The organism is Methylobacterium sp. Leaf456, from assembly GCF_001425465.1.
In the GTDB taxonomy this organism is placed as follows: Bacteria; Pseudomonadota; Alphaproteobacteria; order Rhizobiales; family Beijerinckiaceae; genus Methylobacterium.
The window spans coordinates 125,762-143,843 of record NZ_LMQV01000012.1 but is presented as its reverse complement, the minus strand read 5'-3'; the positions used below and the strand labels follow the sequence as shown (position 1 = coordinate 143,843).

6 protein-coding genes are annotated in these 18,082 nt (G+C 71.9%); all 6 read right to left on the bottom strand.

From position 1 onward, the window contains the following. Positions 1–195 precede the first annotated feature (195 nt). Positions 196–1,239 carry a GNAT family N-acetyltransferase gene (locus ASG52_RS10635; RefSeq protein ID WP_210170408.1) on the bottom strand — a complete coding sequence of 348 codons (1,044 nt, stop codon included), beginning with the start codon at positions 1,237–1,239 and terminating at the stop codon, positions 196–198. Beyond that, a complete protein-coding gene (locus tag ASG52_RS10630) occupies positions 1,236–3,515 on the bottom strand; it encodes a TonB-dependent siderophore receptor (RefSeq protein ID WP_056242722.1) in 2,280 nt (759 codons plus the stop codon). Before ASG52_RS10630 ends, ASG52_RS10635 begins: the two co-directional genes overlap by 4 nt. Positions 3,516–3,773: 258 nt before the next feature. After that, positions 3,774–5,057 (bottom strand): lysine N(6)-hydroxylase/L-ornithine N(5)-oxygenase family protein, encoded by a 1,284-nt coding sequence (locus tag ASG52_RS10625; RefSeq protein ID WP_056243197.1) that lies wholly within the window; start codon positions 5,055–5,057, stop codon positions 3,774–3,776. Positions 5,058–5,131: 74 nt separating this feature from the next. Continuing rightward, the gene (locus tag ASG52_RS10620) at positions 5,132–7,642 is read right to left on the bottom strand and encodes a condensation domain-containing protein (protein WP_056242720.1); all 2,511 of its coding nucleotides are present in this window, start codon (positions 7,640–7,642) and stop codon (positions 5,132–5,134) included. A gap of 83 nt (positions 7,643–7,725) precedes the next feature. Then, positions 7,726–9,972, bottom strand: coding sequence for a condensation domain-containing protein (locus ASG52_RS10615; RefSeq protein ID WP_056242718.1), 2,247 nt, complete (start codon positions 9,970–9,972; stop codon positions 7,726–7,728). Then, complete coding sequence (locus tag ASG52_RS10610; protein WP_056242716.1) at positions 9,972–18,080, bottom strand: non-ribosomal peptide synthetase; 8,109 nt, start codon at positions 18,078–18,080, stop codon at positions 9,972–9,974. The genes ASG52_RS10615 and ASG52_RS10610 overlap by 1 nt, the downstream gene beginning before the upstream one ends. Positions 18,081–18,082 lie beyond the last annotated feature (2 nt).

The window sequence follows — 18,082 nt, the reverse complement described above, 5'->3', positions numbered from 1 at the left end:
GGCGCCGTTATGCAACAGACTTGTGGAGTCGCAACATAAATCGACCCGTCACAAGGCTGTCCACAACAGGATCGAGGATCCTGTTCAGTGCCTCCGGCGGACGAGTGCCGTCGGCAGGCGCGTCTCCTTTTGCACGGACAATCGATGCTGAGTGTCATCATCGACGGGGATCGGGCGACCCCGAAGAACGTGCCGTCAGGCCGGCCCGGAATGGGGCGGGCCGAAGAAGGTCTCGCGCTCGATGAAGATCAGCTCCGAGCGCTTGTGCGGCAGGTCGAATTCCTTGAGCCGCACGAAGCCCTGACCCTGCATGTACTCGATCCAGCGCACGTGATCGATGCGCGGGTCGCCGATCACGCGGGTGGTCCGGGAATCGTCGAGGAACATGTAGTGGAGCACGGCACGGAACCACGCCTCGACCTTGCCCGGCCCCTGATGGCGCGGGTCGCCGACGAGGAGATGCAGGCCGCGGTCGTAATCGTGCGCGTCGTAGAACGGCGAGACCCGGTCTTCCTTGGCCCAGTAGATCTCGAAATAGGCGAACGGCGCATCGTCGAAGCAGCCGATGAAGCTGGCCATGTGCGGGTCGGCGGCCACCGTCGAGAGATACTTGCGGTGATGGTCGTGGTCGCCGCGCTCGTTCCAGAAGGCGGCGACGCTGTCGAGGTTCATCCAACGGTTGATTGTGTCGAGGTCGCCCTCGATATCGACGGCGCGGATGGAGAAATCCGCCTTGAAGCGCGGCATGTGGCGCCGGTAGACCTCGCCGACCGGCTTCACCGGGCGCTTCGGATGGCGCTTATCGCCGCTCATGACGTAGGCGAGCGGCGTCCGCCCGCTGGCCCGGCCCTTCAGCCACAGGTCGGGATGCTGCCAGAACGCGCCGCGTTGCGCGGTGAGACGTAAGCCCCCCTCCCCCGGCTCGACCGACTGGACCAAGCCGGCTCGGATCGCCTCGCGGGCCCAGGCGTCGGAGGCCGGCAGGGTGATCTGCGCCGCCTCGACCTTCGGTCGCCGGGCGAAGACGTGCGCGAAGAGCGGAAGCAGGGCTTCGGGCGGCAGCGACTCCTCGAAGCCGTCGATGGCCGTGAAGACGTGCCGCTCGGGACGCGCCAGGACCAGCGCGCCGGCCCCCTCCACGACGATGCGGGCCCGCTCGTCCTCGACCTCGGCGAAGACTTTTCGCCCGTCGGCGAGGACGAGGGTGAAGGGCACCGTGACCTGATCCAATGAACTCACCACGTGTAACCCGCTCCGAGGATGACCTTGCGCTCCTGGCCGTAGAAGCAGGAAGTCGGGTCGCTGCACGCGCTGATGAACTTCCGATCGGCGAGGTTGCGGACGTTGAGGGAGAAACGCCAGTTCTCGTAGGCGTAAGACACGCCGAGATCGACGAGGAAGAATTCCGGCGCCCGGACGACCAGGGGGTTGTTCTGGTCGGTGCTATCGATGCCGCCGTAAGAGGCGCCGGTATAGCGCAGGCCCGCACCGACTCGCAGACCGCGGAGGTCGCCGGTGAGGAAGGTGTAATCGCCCCAGATTGAGCCGATGCGATCCGGAACCGCCGTCGGACGCAGACCGACATCCGAAGGGAAATCCGGGCTTCCGATCACGCGCACATCCTGAAGCGTGTAGGAGCCGATCATCCGGAAGCCGTTTCCCAGATCGACCAGCGCCTCCATCTCGTAGCCGCGCGAACGCAGATCTTGCGCGTAACCCTCTGTTCTGAACGTCGTAATGACGTTGGTCTGCGTGATGTCGAAGGCGGCGGCGCTGAGCAGGATCGGCAGGCCCGGCGGCTGGTAGCGGATGCCGATCTCCTCCTGCTTGCCAAAGCTCGGACGGAATGGAGCCGTCGTCTCGCCGGGACCCACCGCGCCGTCTCGGGCGAGCCGACCAGCGCCTGGATTGACCGTGAAGGATTCGGAATAGCTGATGTAGGGGGCTAGTCCGTTGTCGAACAGATAGACGGCACCAACTCTCGGGGACAGTGCCGTATCATTGGATACGCCTGAAACGCCTTCTTCCGCCAGCGGATCCTTGAAGTTGCTGAATGCGGAATCATAGCGGAAACCACCAGTCAGCACGAGTTTGTCGAAGATTTTGATTTGATCTTGAAAGTATGCCCCGACCTGCGAAACCGTCTGCCGTTGATCCTGATAAAGTGTCAGCGGACCACCGATCGGCTCGCCGACGCCGGTGAACAAATCCAGGGCGCCGCCGAAGGCGAAGCTCTGTCGATCGTAACTGTACTGATTTAAGTAGTCGATGCCCATCAACACGGTGTGTTTCGTCGGGCCGACGGTGAAATCCGCCTGCAGTTGATTGTCGATCGTCAGCGACCGTGCGCCGATGTTTCCGCCGATGGCGTTCCGGCCCATGCTGCGCTGGAGAGCGGGATCCGTCCCCCCCGGAAGGCTGCTATCGAATTGCGGGATACCCGCCCCGTAGACGGTGTTGATGCTGGTCCCGACGGTCGCGTAACGCAGGTTCTGACGGAAGGCGAAAATGTCGTTGAAGCGGTGCTCGAACTCGTAGCCGATGGCGTATTGCGTGCGGATCTGCTTGTCGTAGTTCAGGTTTCCCGTCCAGAGCCGACGCGAGATGCGTCCGTTCGGATTCGGCAGGACGGTGCCGCGGGCCGGCAGGAAGTCGCTGTCGATATGCGTGTCGTCCTGCAGGACCGAGCCGAACACGATCAGCGAGGTCTGGTTGTCGGGCTTCCAGGCGATCGACGGCGCGAGAGCGAAGCGCTGACCGGTGAAGGGGTTGCCGCCGTTGAGCTGGGTGTTCTGGCCGACGCCGACCATGCGGTAACTCAGCGTGCCATCGTTGTTGAGTGCCCCACCGAAATCGACGCCGACGCGCGGCTGCTCGAAATTGCCGACCTGCATTTCGACGTTGGCGAAGGGCACCGGGGTCGGGCGCTTCGAGACGTAGTTGATGGTGCCGCCGGGGCCGCCCTGACCGTAGATGACCGAGGCGGGACCGCGTAGCACCTCGATGCGCTCGACGGTGAACGGATCGACCCGGTAGCCGCTGTAGGGACGGGTCAAGGGCAGGCGCAGGTTGTCCTGAAAGAAGTTCGCCGGCAGGCCGCGGATGGTGATGTAGCTGTCGGAGCGCGAATTGTTGCCGTAGGTGTCGGCATTGATGCCGGGCGTGTACTGGAACACTTCCGAAGCACTGGTCGATTGTTGGACCTGGATTCGATCTTGCCCGATGACGGTGATCGATTGGGGGGTCTCGATGATCGGCGCGGCGGTCTTGGTGCCCGCGGTGCTGGTGCGGGCGACGTAGCCCTCGACCGGGCCCTTGCCGCCCGCTTCCGGATCGCCGGAGACCGAGACGACGTTGCGGCCCGGCGCGCGGCCGCCGGGGCGGCCGGTGCCGCCGCCCTCGCCCGCCACCGAGATCTCGTCGAGCCGGGTCGATTCCTGGGCCATGGCGCCGAGCGGCGCCACGAGGCCGACCGCGCCGAGCAACGCCGCCGAGCCGGCGGACAGCACCGACATCCGGCACAGTTCCGAGATACGCATCAACACCCCCGAAGCAGAGATCGGTCAATGGTCTAGCTTGCTATTCGGTCACGCCTTGACATGCAATACATGTCATCAAATCTGGAATTGTTTTTAGAACCGTTCTACTTTTGAAATTTTCCAGATAGACTGCCTATCCATCCCGGACGATCTGCCGAATTGTGGCTGCACCGTCACAGCGGCACGGAAATCGACGGGACGGTGGAACGAAATGGCGATTCATCCACACGAACGTCAGCCCGCCGAGGCGAGAGAGCGGCCGGCCCGGCTGGAGAGGAGGTCGCCGACGATCTCGGAGGCCCGCAGCGGCAGGATCGAGAGCAGCGTGTCGGACAGGCCGTGGCTGCGCTCGTTGCAACCCTGAAGATAGATGCGCGAGGTGTAGGTGGCCGGCGCCTTGAGGCGATAGAACCGATCGACCTCGAACGCGCCGAGGTCGGGACTGAGGCCCGCGAGCAGCCGCTCGTGGCCGTCGTGGCGGTAGCCGGTCGCCAGGATCGCGATGTCGAAGCCCTCGCTCGTCACCGCGCCGCCGACCGCGTCGCGCAGGTCGAGGACGAGGCCGTCCCGTTCGCGGGCGGCCTCGATGGTCCGCCCGGACAGCACCCGGTGGCGCTCGGTGCCGGCCACGCGCTGGCGGTAGAGCATCGCGTAGATGCGCTCGATCAGATCGTGGTTGACCACGGCGTAGTTGGTGTTGCGCATGGAGGCGATGAGGCTGTGGCGCGCCTCCGCCTCCATCGCATGCACGGCATCGACGAAGGCGGCGTCGAACACCTCGTTGACGAAGGGGCTGTCGTCGGCCGGGCGCAGGGCATGGTCGCGCAGAATCAGTGTGGCTTGCGCCTCGGGAAAGCGCTGGGTGACGTCGTAGAAGACCTCTGCCGCGCTCTGGCCGCCGCCGATCACCGCGACCCGTACCGGGCCGCGCCCGCCGATCCGCGCATCGCGCCGCGAGAGGTAGGTCGAGGTGTGGACGATCCGGTCCTCGCCAAGTCCCTCGAACTGGGCCGGGATGCGCGGGCGCCCGCCCACCGCGACGACGAGATCGCGGGTCAGGCGCTCGCTGCGGGCGCCGTCGGCGTTCCGCGAGACGACCCGCAGGCGCGAGACGGTGCCGTTGCGGGTGACGGGCTCCACCGCTTCGACGGTCTCGCCGTAGCTGACCCGATCCTCGAAGGCGGCGGCGGCCCAGCGGAAGTAATCGGTGAATTCTTCCCGTGTCGGCGCGTCCTGCTTGAGGTTGATGAAGCTCTCCAGCCGGCCCTTGTGATGGAGGTAGTTCACGAAGGTGAACGGGCTCGTCGGGTCGCGGAGCGTCGCCAGATCCTTGAGGAAGGAGATCTGGACGGTCGCGCCCTCGATCTGCATGTCGCGGTGCCAGTGGAAGCCGTCCTGGCGCTCAAGAAAACCCCAGTCGAGCCGCTTGGCGCCGGGCATCTCGGCGAGCGCCACGGCGAGCGCGAGGTTGGCTGGCCCGAAGCCGATGCCGATCAGGTCTTTCTCCTTGTGGGTCATGTCCATCCCGCTCAATCGGCTGCTTTTTTTCGCGCGGGGGGCGCCCTGCGGCGCCGCCCGGTGATTCTCAGGGTTCAAGCCGCCGCGCCGGGCAGCGCGGGCGGCGGCCAGAGCCGCGCCACCGGGCGGATGGGATCGCGGGCGGCGGCGGCCATGATTGCCGCGAAATCGTCGGCGAGCGCCGCGACGGTGGCCGCGTCGAACAGGCCGGTGAGGTAGCCGACCGAGACACTGAGGCTGCCGTTGGGCCGTTCCTTGAGGTCGAATTCGAGCTCGTAGGACTCGTCCGTGCACTCGACGTGCAGGTCGCTCGCCCGCAGGCCCGCGAGCCAGTCGGGCTTCTCGGGCTCGGCGCGGAGGTAGCTGAACATCACCTGGAACGGGCCGCCCTCGCGCTGCGGCAGACCCTTTTTCCGGAGCGCGTCGATGAGCCGGGCATAGGGCACCGGCCCGGATTCCTGCGCGGCCAAGCGCTCGTCGCGGACAGTGGCGAGAAGCTGGTCGAAGGATTGTTCCGGATCGACATCGAGCACGGTCAGCTCGGTGGCGACGAGGCAGCCCACCACCGCGTCCAGCTCGGCCGGGCCGCGGTCGGAGACGAGGAGGCCGAGGCCCAGGGCATTGCGGTCGCTGCGACGGCGCAGGGCCACGCCGAGGGCGGCGAGCGCCGCCATCGGCAGCGTCGCGTTCACCGCCTGCGCCCGGCCTGCCAGCCGCGACACCGTGGCGGCGGGAAGTTCCAAGCGCAGGCGCGCGCCCTCGCTGCCGAGCGCCGAAGTGCGCGGCCGGTCGGTCCGCACCGGATCGGGGCGCCAGGGACCGGACAGGCGTTCGAGCTTTTGCGCAAGGCGGGCATCCGCGGCGGCGGTGCGGTCCTGCGCCCGGCGCCATACTGCGTAATCGGTGGCCTGCCGCGCGGGCTCGGGCAGGTTAGGCGCGTCGCCGGTCAGGAAGGCGCGGTAGGCAGCACCCAGCTCGTCGAGCAGCAGCCCCATCGCCCGCCCGTCGCCTGCGGCGTGGTGGACGGCGAGCGTCAGCACTTGATCCTGACGGCCGATCCGGGCGAGGCCGACGCGGACGGGCACATCCGTCGCCAGGTCGAAGGGGCGGTCCGCCTCCCCTTGGGCGAAGGCGAGGGCCTGCGCCTCGGCCTCCCGGCGGGGGCGGTCGGTGAGGTCCAGGCGCTCGATCCGCATGGGTACGGACGGATGCACGGTCAGTTCGAGGCCAGCCTCGCCCTCGCGGAACGTCGTGCGTAGGGCCTCGTGGCGGGCGGCGACGTGATCGAAACTCGCCCGCAGCGCGTCGGTGTCGAGGGGGCCGGACAGGCGGATCGCCCCAAAAATGGTCCAGGCGGCGCTGTCGGGGTGACGCCGCTGCCAGTGCCACAGGCCGGCCTGCATGTCGGTGGCCGGAATTGTTTGGTTGGGCGCTGCGCGGGGGACGCCGGAGCTTTCGGCGATCGGAGGCGCGACCTCGATCCGGGCGGCGAGCGCGGCGAGGCTCGGCGCCTCGAACACCGCGCGCAGCGGAAGGTCGCGCCCGAGCTCGGCGCGGATGCGGGCGACGAGCTTGGCGGCGAGCAGAGAGTGGCCGCTGAGCGAGAAGAAGTTCTGGGAGCGGCCCACGCGCTCGACACCGAGCAAGGAGGACCACAGTCCCCCCAGCTTCTCTTCCGTCGCCCCCTGCGGCGGCTCGTAAGCGCCCGCCCGCCATTCTGGCGCGGGCAGCCCCGCCCGGTCGAGCTTGCCGCTCGGCAGACGCGGCAGGGCCGGCAGCACCACGATCAGCGACGGGCGCATATGCGCGGGCAGGCGCTCGGCCAGATGTGCGGCGAGAACCTCGGCAAGGTCCGAATCCGCCCCCTCCCCGTCCCGCCCGCCGACATAGGCGACGAGATGCGCGTCCTCGCCCCGGCGCGTGGCCGTCACCGCCGCCTCGCGGCAGCGCGGATGGGCCAGCAGATGCGCCTCGACCTCGCCGGGCTCGATGCGGAAACCCCGCACCTTCACCTGCGCGTCGATCCGGCCGAGATAGGCGAGCGACCCGTCGGCGCGCCGCACCACCCGGTCACCGGTGCAGTAGAGCCGCCCGCCGGGGGCCCCGAACGGGTCCGGCACGAAGCGCGCGGCGGTCTCGGCCGGCGCGCCGACATAGCCGCGGGCGAGGCCGTGGCCGCCGACAAAAAGTTCGCCCGGCACGCCGATGCCGACTTCCTGCAGCCGCTCGTCCAGCACGTAGGCGGTGCGGGCGCCGACCGGCGTGCCGATCGGCAGCCAGTCCGCGCCGTCCCAGGCGGCGGCTGGCGTGTCGGGGTCGATCGTCAGCAGCAGCGGGGTGATGACGGTCTCGGTCGGGCCGTAGCCGTTGATGATCCGGGCCGGGGCGAAGGTTTTTTGGACGGCCCGGAATGCCTCGATGCCGAAGGCCTCGCCGCCCGCCGTCCACGAGCGCATCGGCAGCTTCCCGCCGCCGCCTCGCACATGCGCCTCGGCGAGGCTCGACAGCAGGGCCGGCGACATGCCGGTGACGGTGACGCCCTCGGCCCGGATGGCGTCGAGGGTGTCCTCAGCGGTCCAGCACATGCGCCTCGGCGAGGCTCGACAGCAGGGCCGGCGACATGCCGGTGACGGTGACGCCCTCGGCCCGGATGGCGTCGAGGGTGTCCTCAGCGGTCCAGCCGCGGGGCTCGCCGACGACGAGGCGCCCGCCGTGAATGAGGGCGGCGAGCCACGCCTCGGTGGCGCCGTCGAAGGAGAGCGCGATGAGGTGCAGCACCCGGTCGTCGCGGGTGAGGGACGAGGCGCCCGCCGTGAATGAGGGCGGCGAGCCACGCCTCGGTGGCGCCGTCGAAGGAGAGCGCGATGAGGTGCAGCACCCGGTCGTCGCGGGTGAGGTCGTAGCGGGCGCCGACCGCCTCGGCGTGCATGGCGAGGGGCCCGTGGGCGACGGCGACGCCCTTGGGCTGGCCGGTCGAGCCGGAGGTGAAGATGACGTAGGCAAGTTGCTCCGGGTGGATCGCGACGCCGGGTTCGGTTCCGGGGCCGGCGAAGGCGTCCGGCTCGTCGAGGCGCAGGGTCGGGCAGGCGGCGGGGGGCTCGCCGGGGAGGTCGGTGAGGAGGAGGCGGGCTTGCGCCTGCCGGAGGACGGTGTCGCGGCGCTCCTGCGGGGCTTCCGGATCGACGGGGACGTAGGCCGCGCCGGCCTTGAGGACGGCGAGGATGGCGACGAACGCATCGGGGGAGCGGGTGAGGCGGAGCGCGACGCGCTCCTCGCGCCCGACGCCGCGGCGGATCAGGGCGTGGGCGAGCGCGTTGGCGCGGGCGTTGAGCGCGCCGTAGGTCAGGCGCTGTTCGCCGTGGACGAGGGCGATGCGGTGGCCTTCCACCGCGGCGACGCGGGCGCTCACCGGGACGAAGGGCGGGGCCGGCGGCATCCGGTGCTGCGCGTCGAGCAGCGCGCGTTCCTCGTCCGTGAGGAGCGGGGCCTCGCCGCAGGGCGCGCCCGGCCGGACCAGCAGGGCGCCGAGCAGGCCGACGAAGCGCGCGGCCCAGCGCTCGCCCGTGCCGGGCAGGAAGCGGGCCTCGGCGAGGATCAGCGCGCCGGAGAGCGCGCCGCCTGCCGCCTCCTCGACGCCGAGGACGAGATCGAACTTCGCCGTCTCCGGCGGGGCGGGCAACGGCTCGGCGATCAGGCCGGGAAAACGCGGCGGCGCGGCGGCGCGCTCGTAGGCGAAGAGGGCATCGAACGGGTTTTGGCCCGCGTTGCCGAACCCTTCCACGATCCGGTCGAACGGCAGCGCCTGCTCGGCCATGCCCTCCCGCAGGGTCGCGGCGGCGGTCTCGACGAACTCGGCGAAGGGCTGCGCCGGTGCCGGGCGCAGCCGCAGGGCCAGGGTGTTGACGAAGGGGCCGACGACGCCGTGGGTCGCGGCTCCTTCGCGGTTGGCCGCGGGCATGCCGAGGCAGAGGTCGTCCCGGCCGGTGCCGCGCCCGAGGAAGACCGCGAAGGCGGCGAGCATCGCGGCCGCCGCCGTCACGCCGCGCTCGGATGCGAGGCGGTGGAGCGCGTCCTGCGTCGGCTCGGGAAACACCAGCGGCACCCGCCGCGCCCGGCCGGCCTCGCGGGGCGCCGCGGGCAGACGCTCGGGGAAGGTGAGGCCGCGGGGCGCGTCGGCGAGCCGTTCGCGGATGCGGGCCAAAGCCGCGGCGTCGCGGCCGGTCTCCTGGCGGATCGCCTGCCAGGCCGCCCAATCGGCGAAGCGCAGGGGCGGGGCCGGAATTCCGTCGGGGCGCCCGGCTCGGCGGGCGGCGTAGTCCGCACCGATTTCCCGCGTCAGCACGCCGAGGGACCACGCGTCGCAGACGGCATGATGCAGGGCCAGGATCAGGGCGTGCCGGTCGGGCCCGAGGCGGGCGAGGCCGACCCGCATCAGCGGGCCGGCGGTGAGGTCGAACGGACGCTCCACCGTCTCGCGGACGAGGTCGCGCAGGGCCGCCTCGGAATCCGGGCCTTCGCACACGTACTCGGCGAGCGCGCAGGGGGCGGCCGGGTCGGCGATCTGGAACACGCTGCCGTCCTCCGCGTCCCGGAAGCGGGTGCGCAGGGCATCGTGGCGGGCGAGCAACCCGTCGAGGGCGCCCTTCAGGGCGGCCCGGTCGAGGGGCCCGGTGAGGCGCACCGCGCCGCCGACGGAATAGGCCGCGCTCGACGGATCGAGCCGCCACAGGAGGTAGAGGCGGCGCTGCACGTCCGCGGCCGGTTGCGGCTTCCCCGGATCGGTCGGCGGCACCGGGAGGTCGTCGAAGCCGATGCCGGCCGCCTCGAAGCGGGCGAGCAGGCTTTCGCGCTCCTCCGGCGAGGCCGCGGCGAGGCGCGCGGCGAGGCTGCGCAGGCGGTCGGTGAGCGCGCTCATCAGGCGTCGAGCTCCGCCAGCAGGGCGTCGGCGCGGGCGAGTTTTTCGTCGTCCGCGGTTCCGGAGCCGGCCGCCTCGACCGCGGCGGCGAAGCCGCGCAGCGTCGGGGCCTCGAACACCGCCTTCAGCGGCACGAGCCGGCCGAGTTCGGTCTCGATCCGGGCGACCATGCGGGTCGCCGTCAGAGAGTGGCCGCCGAGCCGGAAGAAGTGGTCGTCGCGGGCGATTCCGGTCACGCCCAGAAGGTCGGCCCAGATCGCCGCGAGCGCCGTCTCGGTCTCGCCCTCCGGCGCGGCGCCGTCCGCCGCGCCCGCCTCCGGGCGCGGCAAGGCGGCGCGGTCGAGCTTGCCGTTCGGCGTCAGCGGCCATCGTTCGAGGAGGAGGATCGCGCCCGGCCGCATATGCGCCGGGAGCCGCGCCGCGAGATGGTCGCGCAAGGTCTCCGGCGTGACGCCCTCGCCCGCGACGGCATAGGCCACGAGCCCCTCCCCGCCGGGGGCGGGCGTCACCGCGGCCTCGCGCACGGCGGGGTGGGCGGTCAGCGCCGCCTCGACCTCGCCGGGTTCGATTCGGTAGCCGCGGATCTTCACCTGATGGTCGAGGCGGTGGAGGTAGTCGAGACGTCCGTCGGCGCGGCGGCGGACGCGGTCGCCGGTGCGGTACATCCGGGCGCCGGGTGCGCCGAACGGATCGGGGGCGAACCGCTCGGCGGTGAGCCCCGGCCGCCCGTGATAGCCGCGGGCGAGGCCGGCACCGCCGATCCAGAGTTCGCCCGCCGCGCCCGCGGGCACCGGCTGGAGCGCGTTGTCGAGGACGTGGAGCGTGGTGGCGGCGAGCGGCTGGCCGAGATGCGGTTCGGCCTCGACGCGGCCGGCGCTGGACCAGATCGTGGTCTCGGTCGGCCCATAGACGTTCCACAGGGCGCCAACCCGCGTCTTGAGCCATCCGGCTAGGTCCGGCGGCAACGCCTCGCCGCCGCAGAGCGCCGTGAGGCCGGGCCGCCCGGCCCAGCCGCTCGCCCTGAGCTGGCGCCACGTGGCCGGGGTCGCCTGGAGGATCGTGGCCCCGCCCGCCTCCAGAAGTGCCGCGAGGCGGCGCGGGTCTCCGGCCTCCTCTCGGGCGGCGATGTGGAGGCGCGCGCCCGCGACGAGCGGCAGGAAGAGTTCGAGGGCGGCGATGTCGAAGGACAGCGAGGTGACGGCGACGAGCCGATCCCCGGCATCGACGCCGAGTTCCGCCGCCATCGCCGTCAAGAGATTGGCCAGCGCGCCGTGGCCGACCATCACGCCCTTGGGGCGCCCGGTCGAGCCGGAGGTGTAGATCAGGTAGGCGAGGTCGTCGGGACGCGGGGTGAAGTCCGGGACCGGGCCGTTCGCCTCGCCCTCGACATCGAGCATCGCCCAGGGGCCGGCGGGGGCGCCGGCGCAGAGATCGGGCTCGGTGAGAAGGGCGGACAATTCGGCATCCCGCGCCATGTAGGCGAGGCGCTCGAACGGGTAATCGGGATCGAGCGGCACGTAGGCCGCCCCCGCCTTCAGCGTGCCGAGGAGTGCCGTCACCATGGCGACGCCGCGCCCGACGAACACGCCGACCCGGTCGCCGCGCCGCACGCCGACGGCGGCGAGGCGGGCCGCCACCGCATCGGAGCGCCGGTCGAGTTCGGCGTAGCCGAGCGGCCCGCCCGGCCCGTCGATCGCGATCGTTTCGGGGGTCGCCTGCGCCTGGGCGCGCAGCTGCGTGGCGAGCGGGACGAAGGGGGCCGGGGCCGGTCCCACGGCCGGGCGGTCGTCCGGCGCGGCGAGAGAGATGCCGCCGAGCGGCGCCGTGGCTTCCGCCCCGGCGAGGGCCGTAAGCGCCCGCTCGAACGCGGCGGCGATGTCCTCGACGTCCCGCTGCGAAAAGGCGTCGGTGGCGTAGGCGAACCCGACCGTCGCGGTCTCCCCCGCCTCGACCGTAACGGTGAGCGGGTAATGCGTGTCCTCGTCGACCCGCGGGTCGCGGAAGGCGAGCGCGCCGGGGGCGGGCTCGCGCAAGGCCGGATCGACGGGATAGTTCTCGAAGATCAGCACCGTGTCGAACAGGGCCTCGCCGCCGGTGCCAGCGAGTGCCTGCACCTCGAACAGCGGGATGTGGCCGTGCTCGCGCAGGGACAGGTTTTGGTCCTGCAAATCCGCGAGGTAGGCGCCGATGCCGAGATCGGGCCGTGGCTCGCTGAGGACAGGCAGCGTGTTGATGAACAGACCGAGCATGGCGTCGGCGCCGGGCAGGGCATCCGGCCGCCCCGCGATGGTGACGCCGAACAGGGCCGGACGGCCGGTGCGGCGGGAAAGAACCAATGCCCAGGCCGCCTGAACCAGGGTGTTGAGCGTCACGCGCTTGGCGCCCGCGGCAGCGCGCAGGTTTTTCGTGAGTGCGGCGTCGAGCCGGATGTCGTGCCGGGCGCGGCCCTGTGAGCCGGCGCTGCCGGAGGATAGGCGGAACGGCTCCTCGATACGCGCCAGCATCGCGCGCCAAAAGGCTTCGTCCGCCGTGCGGTCGCGGGCGGCGAGCCACGCCACAGCGTCGCGGAAGCGCGGGGCCGGACCATCCGGCGCCTCGCCGCGGTAGCGCGCGGCGATCTCGGCCAGCAGCCGGGCCGAACTCCAGCCGTCGAGCAGGATGTGGTGGCGCACCCAGAGGAAGCGCCACACCGTCTCGCCCGTCCGCACGAGGATCAGGCGCATCGGCGGGGCCGCCGCGAGGTCGAAGCCGCGGGCGCGCTCCTCGTCGCCGAGCCGGGCGAGGCGGGATTCCGGATCGGGCAGGCCGCGCCAGTCGTGGACTTCGAAGGCTGGCTCGGCGTGCGGGTGCACGACCTGCACCGGCTCGACGCCGTCGCGGGCATGGAAGGTGGAGCGCAGGATGTCGTGGCGAGCAAAAACCCCGCGCCACGCCGCGCGGAAGCGCTCCGGGTCGAGCCCGTCGAGGGTGACGGCGAGCAGGTTGACGTAGGCCGTGTCGCCGGGCGCCAGCTGTGCGTGGAACAGCAGGCCCTGCTGCATCGGGGTGAGCGGATAGCTCTGCGCCTCGGGCTCGGTGCCCGTAAAGTGGCGCAGGGTGGTCTCGAAGGTATTTGCGATCCGCTCGGCCTCGGCCGTGTCGTAGCGGGCCGGATCGAACTGCCAGTCGAGCTGGAGCCGCCCGTCGCGCAGGCGGGCATCGAGCCGCAGCGGGTCGAGCATCGGCGCGTCGGGATCGCGCTCGGTGCCGGTGCTCTCCGGCGCAAGGGTGAAGGCGCCGCCGGCCATCGCGGCGTCGAGCCGACCGAGATAGTTGAACACCGGCCCGCGCGGGGCCGTCACCGCCGCGCGCAAGTCAGGCGTGGCGAGATGGGCGAGCAGCCCGTAGCCAACGCCGCCCTCCGGCACCGCCCGCAGCGCGTCGCGGACCGCCGCAACGTGCGCGGCGGCCTCGCTGCGGACGGGCAGGCGGACCGGGTAGAGGCTCGTGAGCCAGCCGACCGTGCGGTCGAGATCGGCCGGCGCGAAGGACGGATCGCGGCCATGGCCTTCCATCCAGAGGGTCACGCTATCGGCGTCCCCGGCGAGGGATTTGGTGAGGGCCGCCGCCATCACTTCGTGCGGGCGGGCGTCGAGGGCGGCGGGCGCTGCCTCCATCACGGCCCGCGTGGCGGCGGCGTCCAAGGTGCGGGCGAGGCGGTGGGCCTCGGCGAGCCGGGTCCGGCTCGGCGGTGCATCCGGGCCGGCGGTCACCTGCCAGTATTGCGCTTCGTCCCGCAGCGCCTCGGAATGGGCGTGCAGCAGCAAGGCGCGGGCATAATCCGAAAAATTCGTCTCGGGGGCGGGCAGCGCGGTCGCTGCGCCGCGGCGATGCTGGTCGAGGCCGAGCGCCAGATCGTCGAGCAGAATGCGCCAGGACACGCCGTCCACCGCGAGATGGTGGATCGCGAGCAGCAGGCGCTGGCTGCCGTCGGGCAAGTGCGCCAGCAGCGCCCGCAGCAGCGGGCCCGTACTGACATCGATGCTGCGCTGGGTCGCCTCGCAGGCGGCCTCGAGTTCGGCCGCGTCGGCGATCGCGCGGATGTCGAGGAGGGGAGCGGTCTCGGTCGCGGCGACGCCCTGCGTCCACCGTTCGCCCCGGGGCGTAACGCGCAGGCGCAGGGCCTCGTGCCGGGCCACCAGGGCTTCCAGAACGGAAGCCAGGACCGAGGCGTCAAGGGCGTCGCGCGGGGCGAGCAGCACGGACTGGTTCCAGTGACCGCGGTTCGGCACCGGGCGCGCTAGGAAGCCGGCCTGGATCGGCGTCAGCGGCACTTCCTTCAGCGCCGGGCGCGGCGCCATGGCGGGGGCCGGCGTCGGGGCGGCGTCGAGAGGCACCGCCATGGCGGCCAGGGTGCGGATCGTCTGATGCTGGAATACGAGCTTCGGCGTCAGCTTCAGCCCGCGGCGCTTGGCCCGCGCGATGATCTGAAGGCTCAGGATGGAGTCGCCGCCGAGGGCGAAGAAGTTGTCGTCCGGGCCGACCGAGGGGCGGCGCAGGACTTCGGTCCAGACCTCAGTGAGGATGCCTTCCGCCTTCGCAGCGCCGGACGGCGCGGCGGGCTGTGCCGCGGCGCACGGCCCGGCCGGCGCCAATGGAACCACCACTTTGGCGAGCGTCCGAACGGTCTGATGCTCAAAGACCTGTTTCGGGGTCAGCCGAAGACCCTGGCGCTTGGCGCGAGCGATGATCTGAAGGCTCAGGATCGAGTCGCCGCCCAAGGCAAAGAAGTTGTCGTCGAGGCCAACGGTCGGGCGGCGTAGCACTTCGGCCCAGATCGCCGACAGCGTCAGCTCGGCCGCGCTCGGTGCGTCGGCCGCGGGCGCCAGCGGCACGGCGACGGCGGCGAGCGCCCGCACCGTCTGGTGCTCGAACACCTGCTTCGGCGTCAGGCGAAAGCCCCGGCGCTTGGCGCGGGCGATGATCTGAAGGCTGAGAATCGAGTCGCCGCCGAGCGCGAAAAAGTTGTCGTCGAGACCGATGCTCGGGCGGCGCAGAACCTCCTCCCAGATGTCGGCCAGCACGCACTGCGCCTCGCTGCCGCGGTCGCGGGCCGGCTCCGCCGACACGGCTTCGGGCTGCGGCAACGCCCGGCGGTCGAGCTTGCCGTTGGCGGTGAGGGGAATCGTTTGGAGGTGCAGGACGTGGCTCGGCACCATCGCCTCGGGCAGCGTCCGGGCGAGTGCGTCGCGGGCGCCGGAGGCGGCCGCTTGCGTGCCGGTGACGTAGGCGAGGAGGTGCGGCCGGCCGGCCTCGGTGCGGTCGAGGACGACATGGGCGGTGTCGATGCCGGGGATTGCGCGGAGCGCTGCGGCGACCTCGCCGAGTTCGACCCGGTGGCCGCGGATCTTCACCTGATCGTCGCCGCGGCCGAGGAAGCGGATTTTTCCTTCGCCGTCGAGCCGAACCCGGTCGCCGGTGCGGTAGAGGCGGCGGCCCGGCCGGGTCGGATCGGGCACGAAGCGCTCGGCGGTGGCGCCGGGGCGCCCGAGATACCCGCGGGCGAGCTGGTCCCCGCCGATATAGAGGTCGCCGACGGCGCCCGGCAGCACAGGAGCGAGGCCGGCGTCGAGGATCACCGCCTCGACCCCGGCGAAGGGGCGCCCGACCGGAACGGTGCCCTCCTCCTCAATGTCATCCGCGACCTCGTGGGCGAGGACGCCGACCGTGGTCTCGGTCGGCCCGTAATGGTTGATCACCCGGCAGCCCGGCCGCAGCCGGCGCACCTGCGCGGCCAAGGCGGCGGGCAGGGCCTCGCCGCCGAGGATCAGCGCCGCTTCCGGCACGATGTCCTGCGCCCGCGGCGTCGCCAGCAGACCTTCGAGGTGGCTCGGCACGAGCTTCAGGACGCCGATGCCTTGCGCCTGAACCACGTCGGCGAGGCGGTCGGCGTCGAAGGCGGCGTCCGCCTCGATCAGGTGGAGGGTGCGGCCCGACACGAGGGCGCCGAACAGCATGGTGTGGCCGAGATCGGCCGCGGGGGTCGAGACGAGGCCGAAGCTCGCGCCTGCCGCCAGATCGAGCCGGGCGAGCATGGCGTGCGTGTAGGCCGCGATCGCCCGGTGGGGCACGAGCACGCCCTTCGGCGCGCCGGTCGAGCCCGAGGTGTAGATCAGGTACGCGCCCAGGTCGGGCAGCGGGGTGGCAAGCGGGGCCGCGCCCTCCGGCACGGGGCGGGCCGCGAGGGCGCCGACGGCACGATGCGTCACGCCGAGCCCGGTCGCGGCGGTCTCCCCCTCGGGGTCGAACAGGACGCGGCGGGCGCCCGTGTCGGCGGCGAGCCGGCGCAGGCGTTCGGACGGCAGCGACGGATCGAGCGGCGCGTAGACGCCGCCCGCCCGCATCACGCCGAGCGCGGCGACGACGAGATCGAGGCTGCGCCCGGCGAGCACCGGCACCACCTCTTCCCGCGTCAGACCGTCCGCGCGGAGGGCATGGGCGAGCCGGGTCGCGGCGGCGTCGAGGTCCGAAAAGGTCAGCGACGCGTCGCCGGCCCGCAGGGCGAGCGCATCGGGCGTCCGCGCGACGCACGCCGCGAAGGCGGTGAGCAGGTCGGGATGCGGATGGTCGGCGGCCTCGCCCGACAGGGCCGAGACCTCGGCCGGTACCCACTCGGCGAGCGGGCGCTCGGGGTGGGCGGCGGCGTGGCGGATGAGGTCGGCATAGGCGTGGGCGAAACGCGTGGCGAAGGCCGGATCGAACAGATCGGTGGCGTAGGTCAGCACCGCCTCGATGCCGTCCGCCCGGTCGGTCACGTCGAGGCTGAGATCGAAATGGGTGGCGTTCTCGACGAGTTCGGTGGGCGTCGCGGTCAGCCCGGCGGCCCGGATGGCCTGCGGGAAGTCGAGCTGCTGCGTGAACTTCACCTGGAACAGCGGATTGAAGCGCAGCGTCCGCTCCGGCTGCAGCGCGTCCACCAGCGTCTCGAACGGCAGGTCGGACCGGGCTTGCGCGGCGAGCGTCGTCGCCTTCACGGCGGCGATCAGGTCGCGCATCCGCGTCGCGGGCTCGACGCGCGCACGGATCACCTGGGTGGTGACGAAGAAGCCCGGCAGCCGCTCGGTCTCGGGCCGCACCCGGTTGGCGCTGGAGACGCCGACGCGGATGTCGTCCTCGCCCGTCAGCCGGGCGAGCAGCGCGTGCAGCCCGGCGAGCAGCATCATGAACAGGCTCGCGCCCTCCGCGCGGGCGAGCGCCCGCACCTGCCGGCTGGTCTCGGCGTCGAGACTGAAGCGGTGGCGCGCGCCGCGAAAGCTCTGGACCGGCGGGCGCGGCCGGTCGGTCGGAAGCGCCAGCGGCGGATGCTCGGTGCCGAGTTCCTGCTTCCACCAACCCAGCTGGCGGGCGAGTTCGCCGCCCTCCAGCTGCACCCGCTGCCACGCGGCCCAGTCGGCATAGCGCACCGGCGGGGGCGGCAGGGCCGGCGCGCGCGCCTCGCGGAAGGCCGCATAGGCGGAGAACAGCTCGCCGACGACGATCTCCAGCGACCACGCGTCGGAGACGATGTGGTGGATCGCGAGCCAGAGCAGGTGACGCTCGGGCGCGATCCGCACGAGGCCGAACCGCAGCGGCGGCGCGGCGGTGAGATCGAACGGCAGGCAGGCGCCGGCTTCGGCGATATCGTGGGCAGCGGCCTCGCGCGCGGCTGTGGGCCGGTCGGTCACGTCGGCGCGGGCGAGCGCGACCTTCGCGGGATCATGGAGGACAGGGCGCGCCTCGCCATCCGGGCTCGGCTCGAACGACGTGCGCAGGGTCTCGTGGCGGGCCACCAGCCAGTCGAGGCTGTGTTGCAGGGCGGCCTCGTCGAGGGGGCCGTCGAGACTGAGCGCGCCGCCGAGATTGTAAGCGTGGCTCTGAGGGTCGAGCTGCCAGAGGAACCACAGGCGGCGCTGGCCGAGCGCCAGCCGTTCGGGCGCGCCGTCGGCGAATGGCATGATCGGCAGCCGCTCGAAGGCGATGCCGCGGGCGTCCAGCGCGTCGAGGAAGGCGGCGCGCTTCTCGGATGCCAGGGCGGCGAAGCGCCGGGCGAGCCCGTCCCAGCTCGGGTTGCGGTCGGCGGCGGCGGACATGG

Excerpts from the sequence above, each read along its gene's own strand:
- ASG52_RS10630 (WP_056242722.1), bottom strand. The coding sequence starts at position 3,515 with ATGTCGGTGCTGTCCGCCGGCTCGGCGGCGTTGCTCGGCGCGGTCGGC.
- ASG52_RS10625 (WP_056243197.1), bottom strand. The coding sequence starts at position 5,057 with ATGACCCACAAGGAGAAAGACCTGATCGGCATCGGCTTCGGGCCAGCC.
- ASG52_RS10620 (WP_056242720.1), bottom strand. The coding sequence starts at position 7,642 with ATGTGCTGGACCGCTGAGGACACCCTCGACGCCATCCGGGCCGAGGGC.
- ASG52_RS10615 (WP_056242718.1), bottom strand. The coding sequence starts at position 9,972 with ATGAGCGCGCTCACCGACCGCCTGCGCAGCCTCGCCGCGCGCCTCGCC.
- ASG52_RS10610 (WP_056242716.1), bottom strand. The coding sequence starts at position 18,080 with ATGTCCGCCGCCGCCGACCGCAACCCGAGCTGGGACGGGCTCGCCCGG.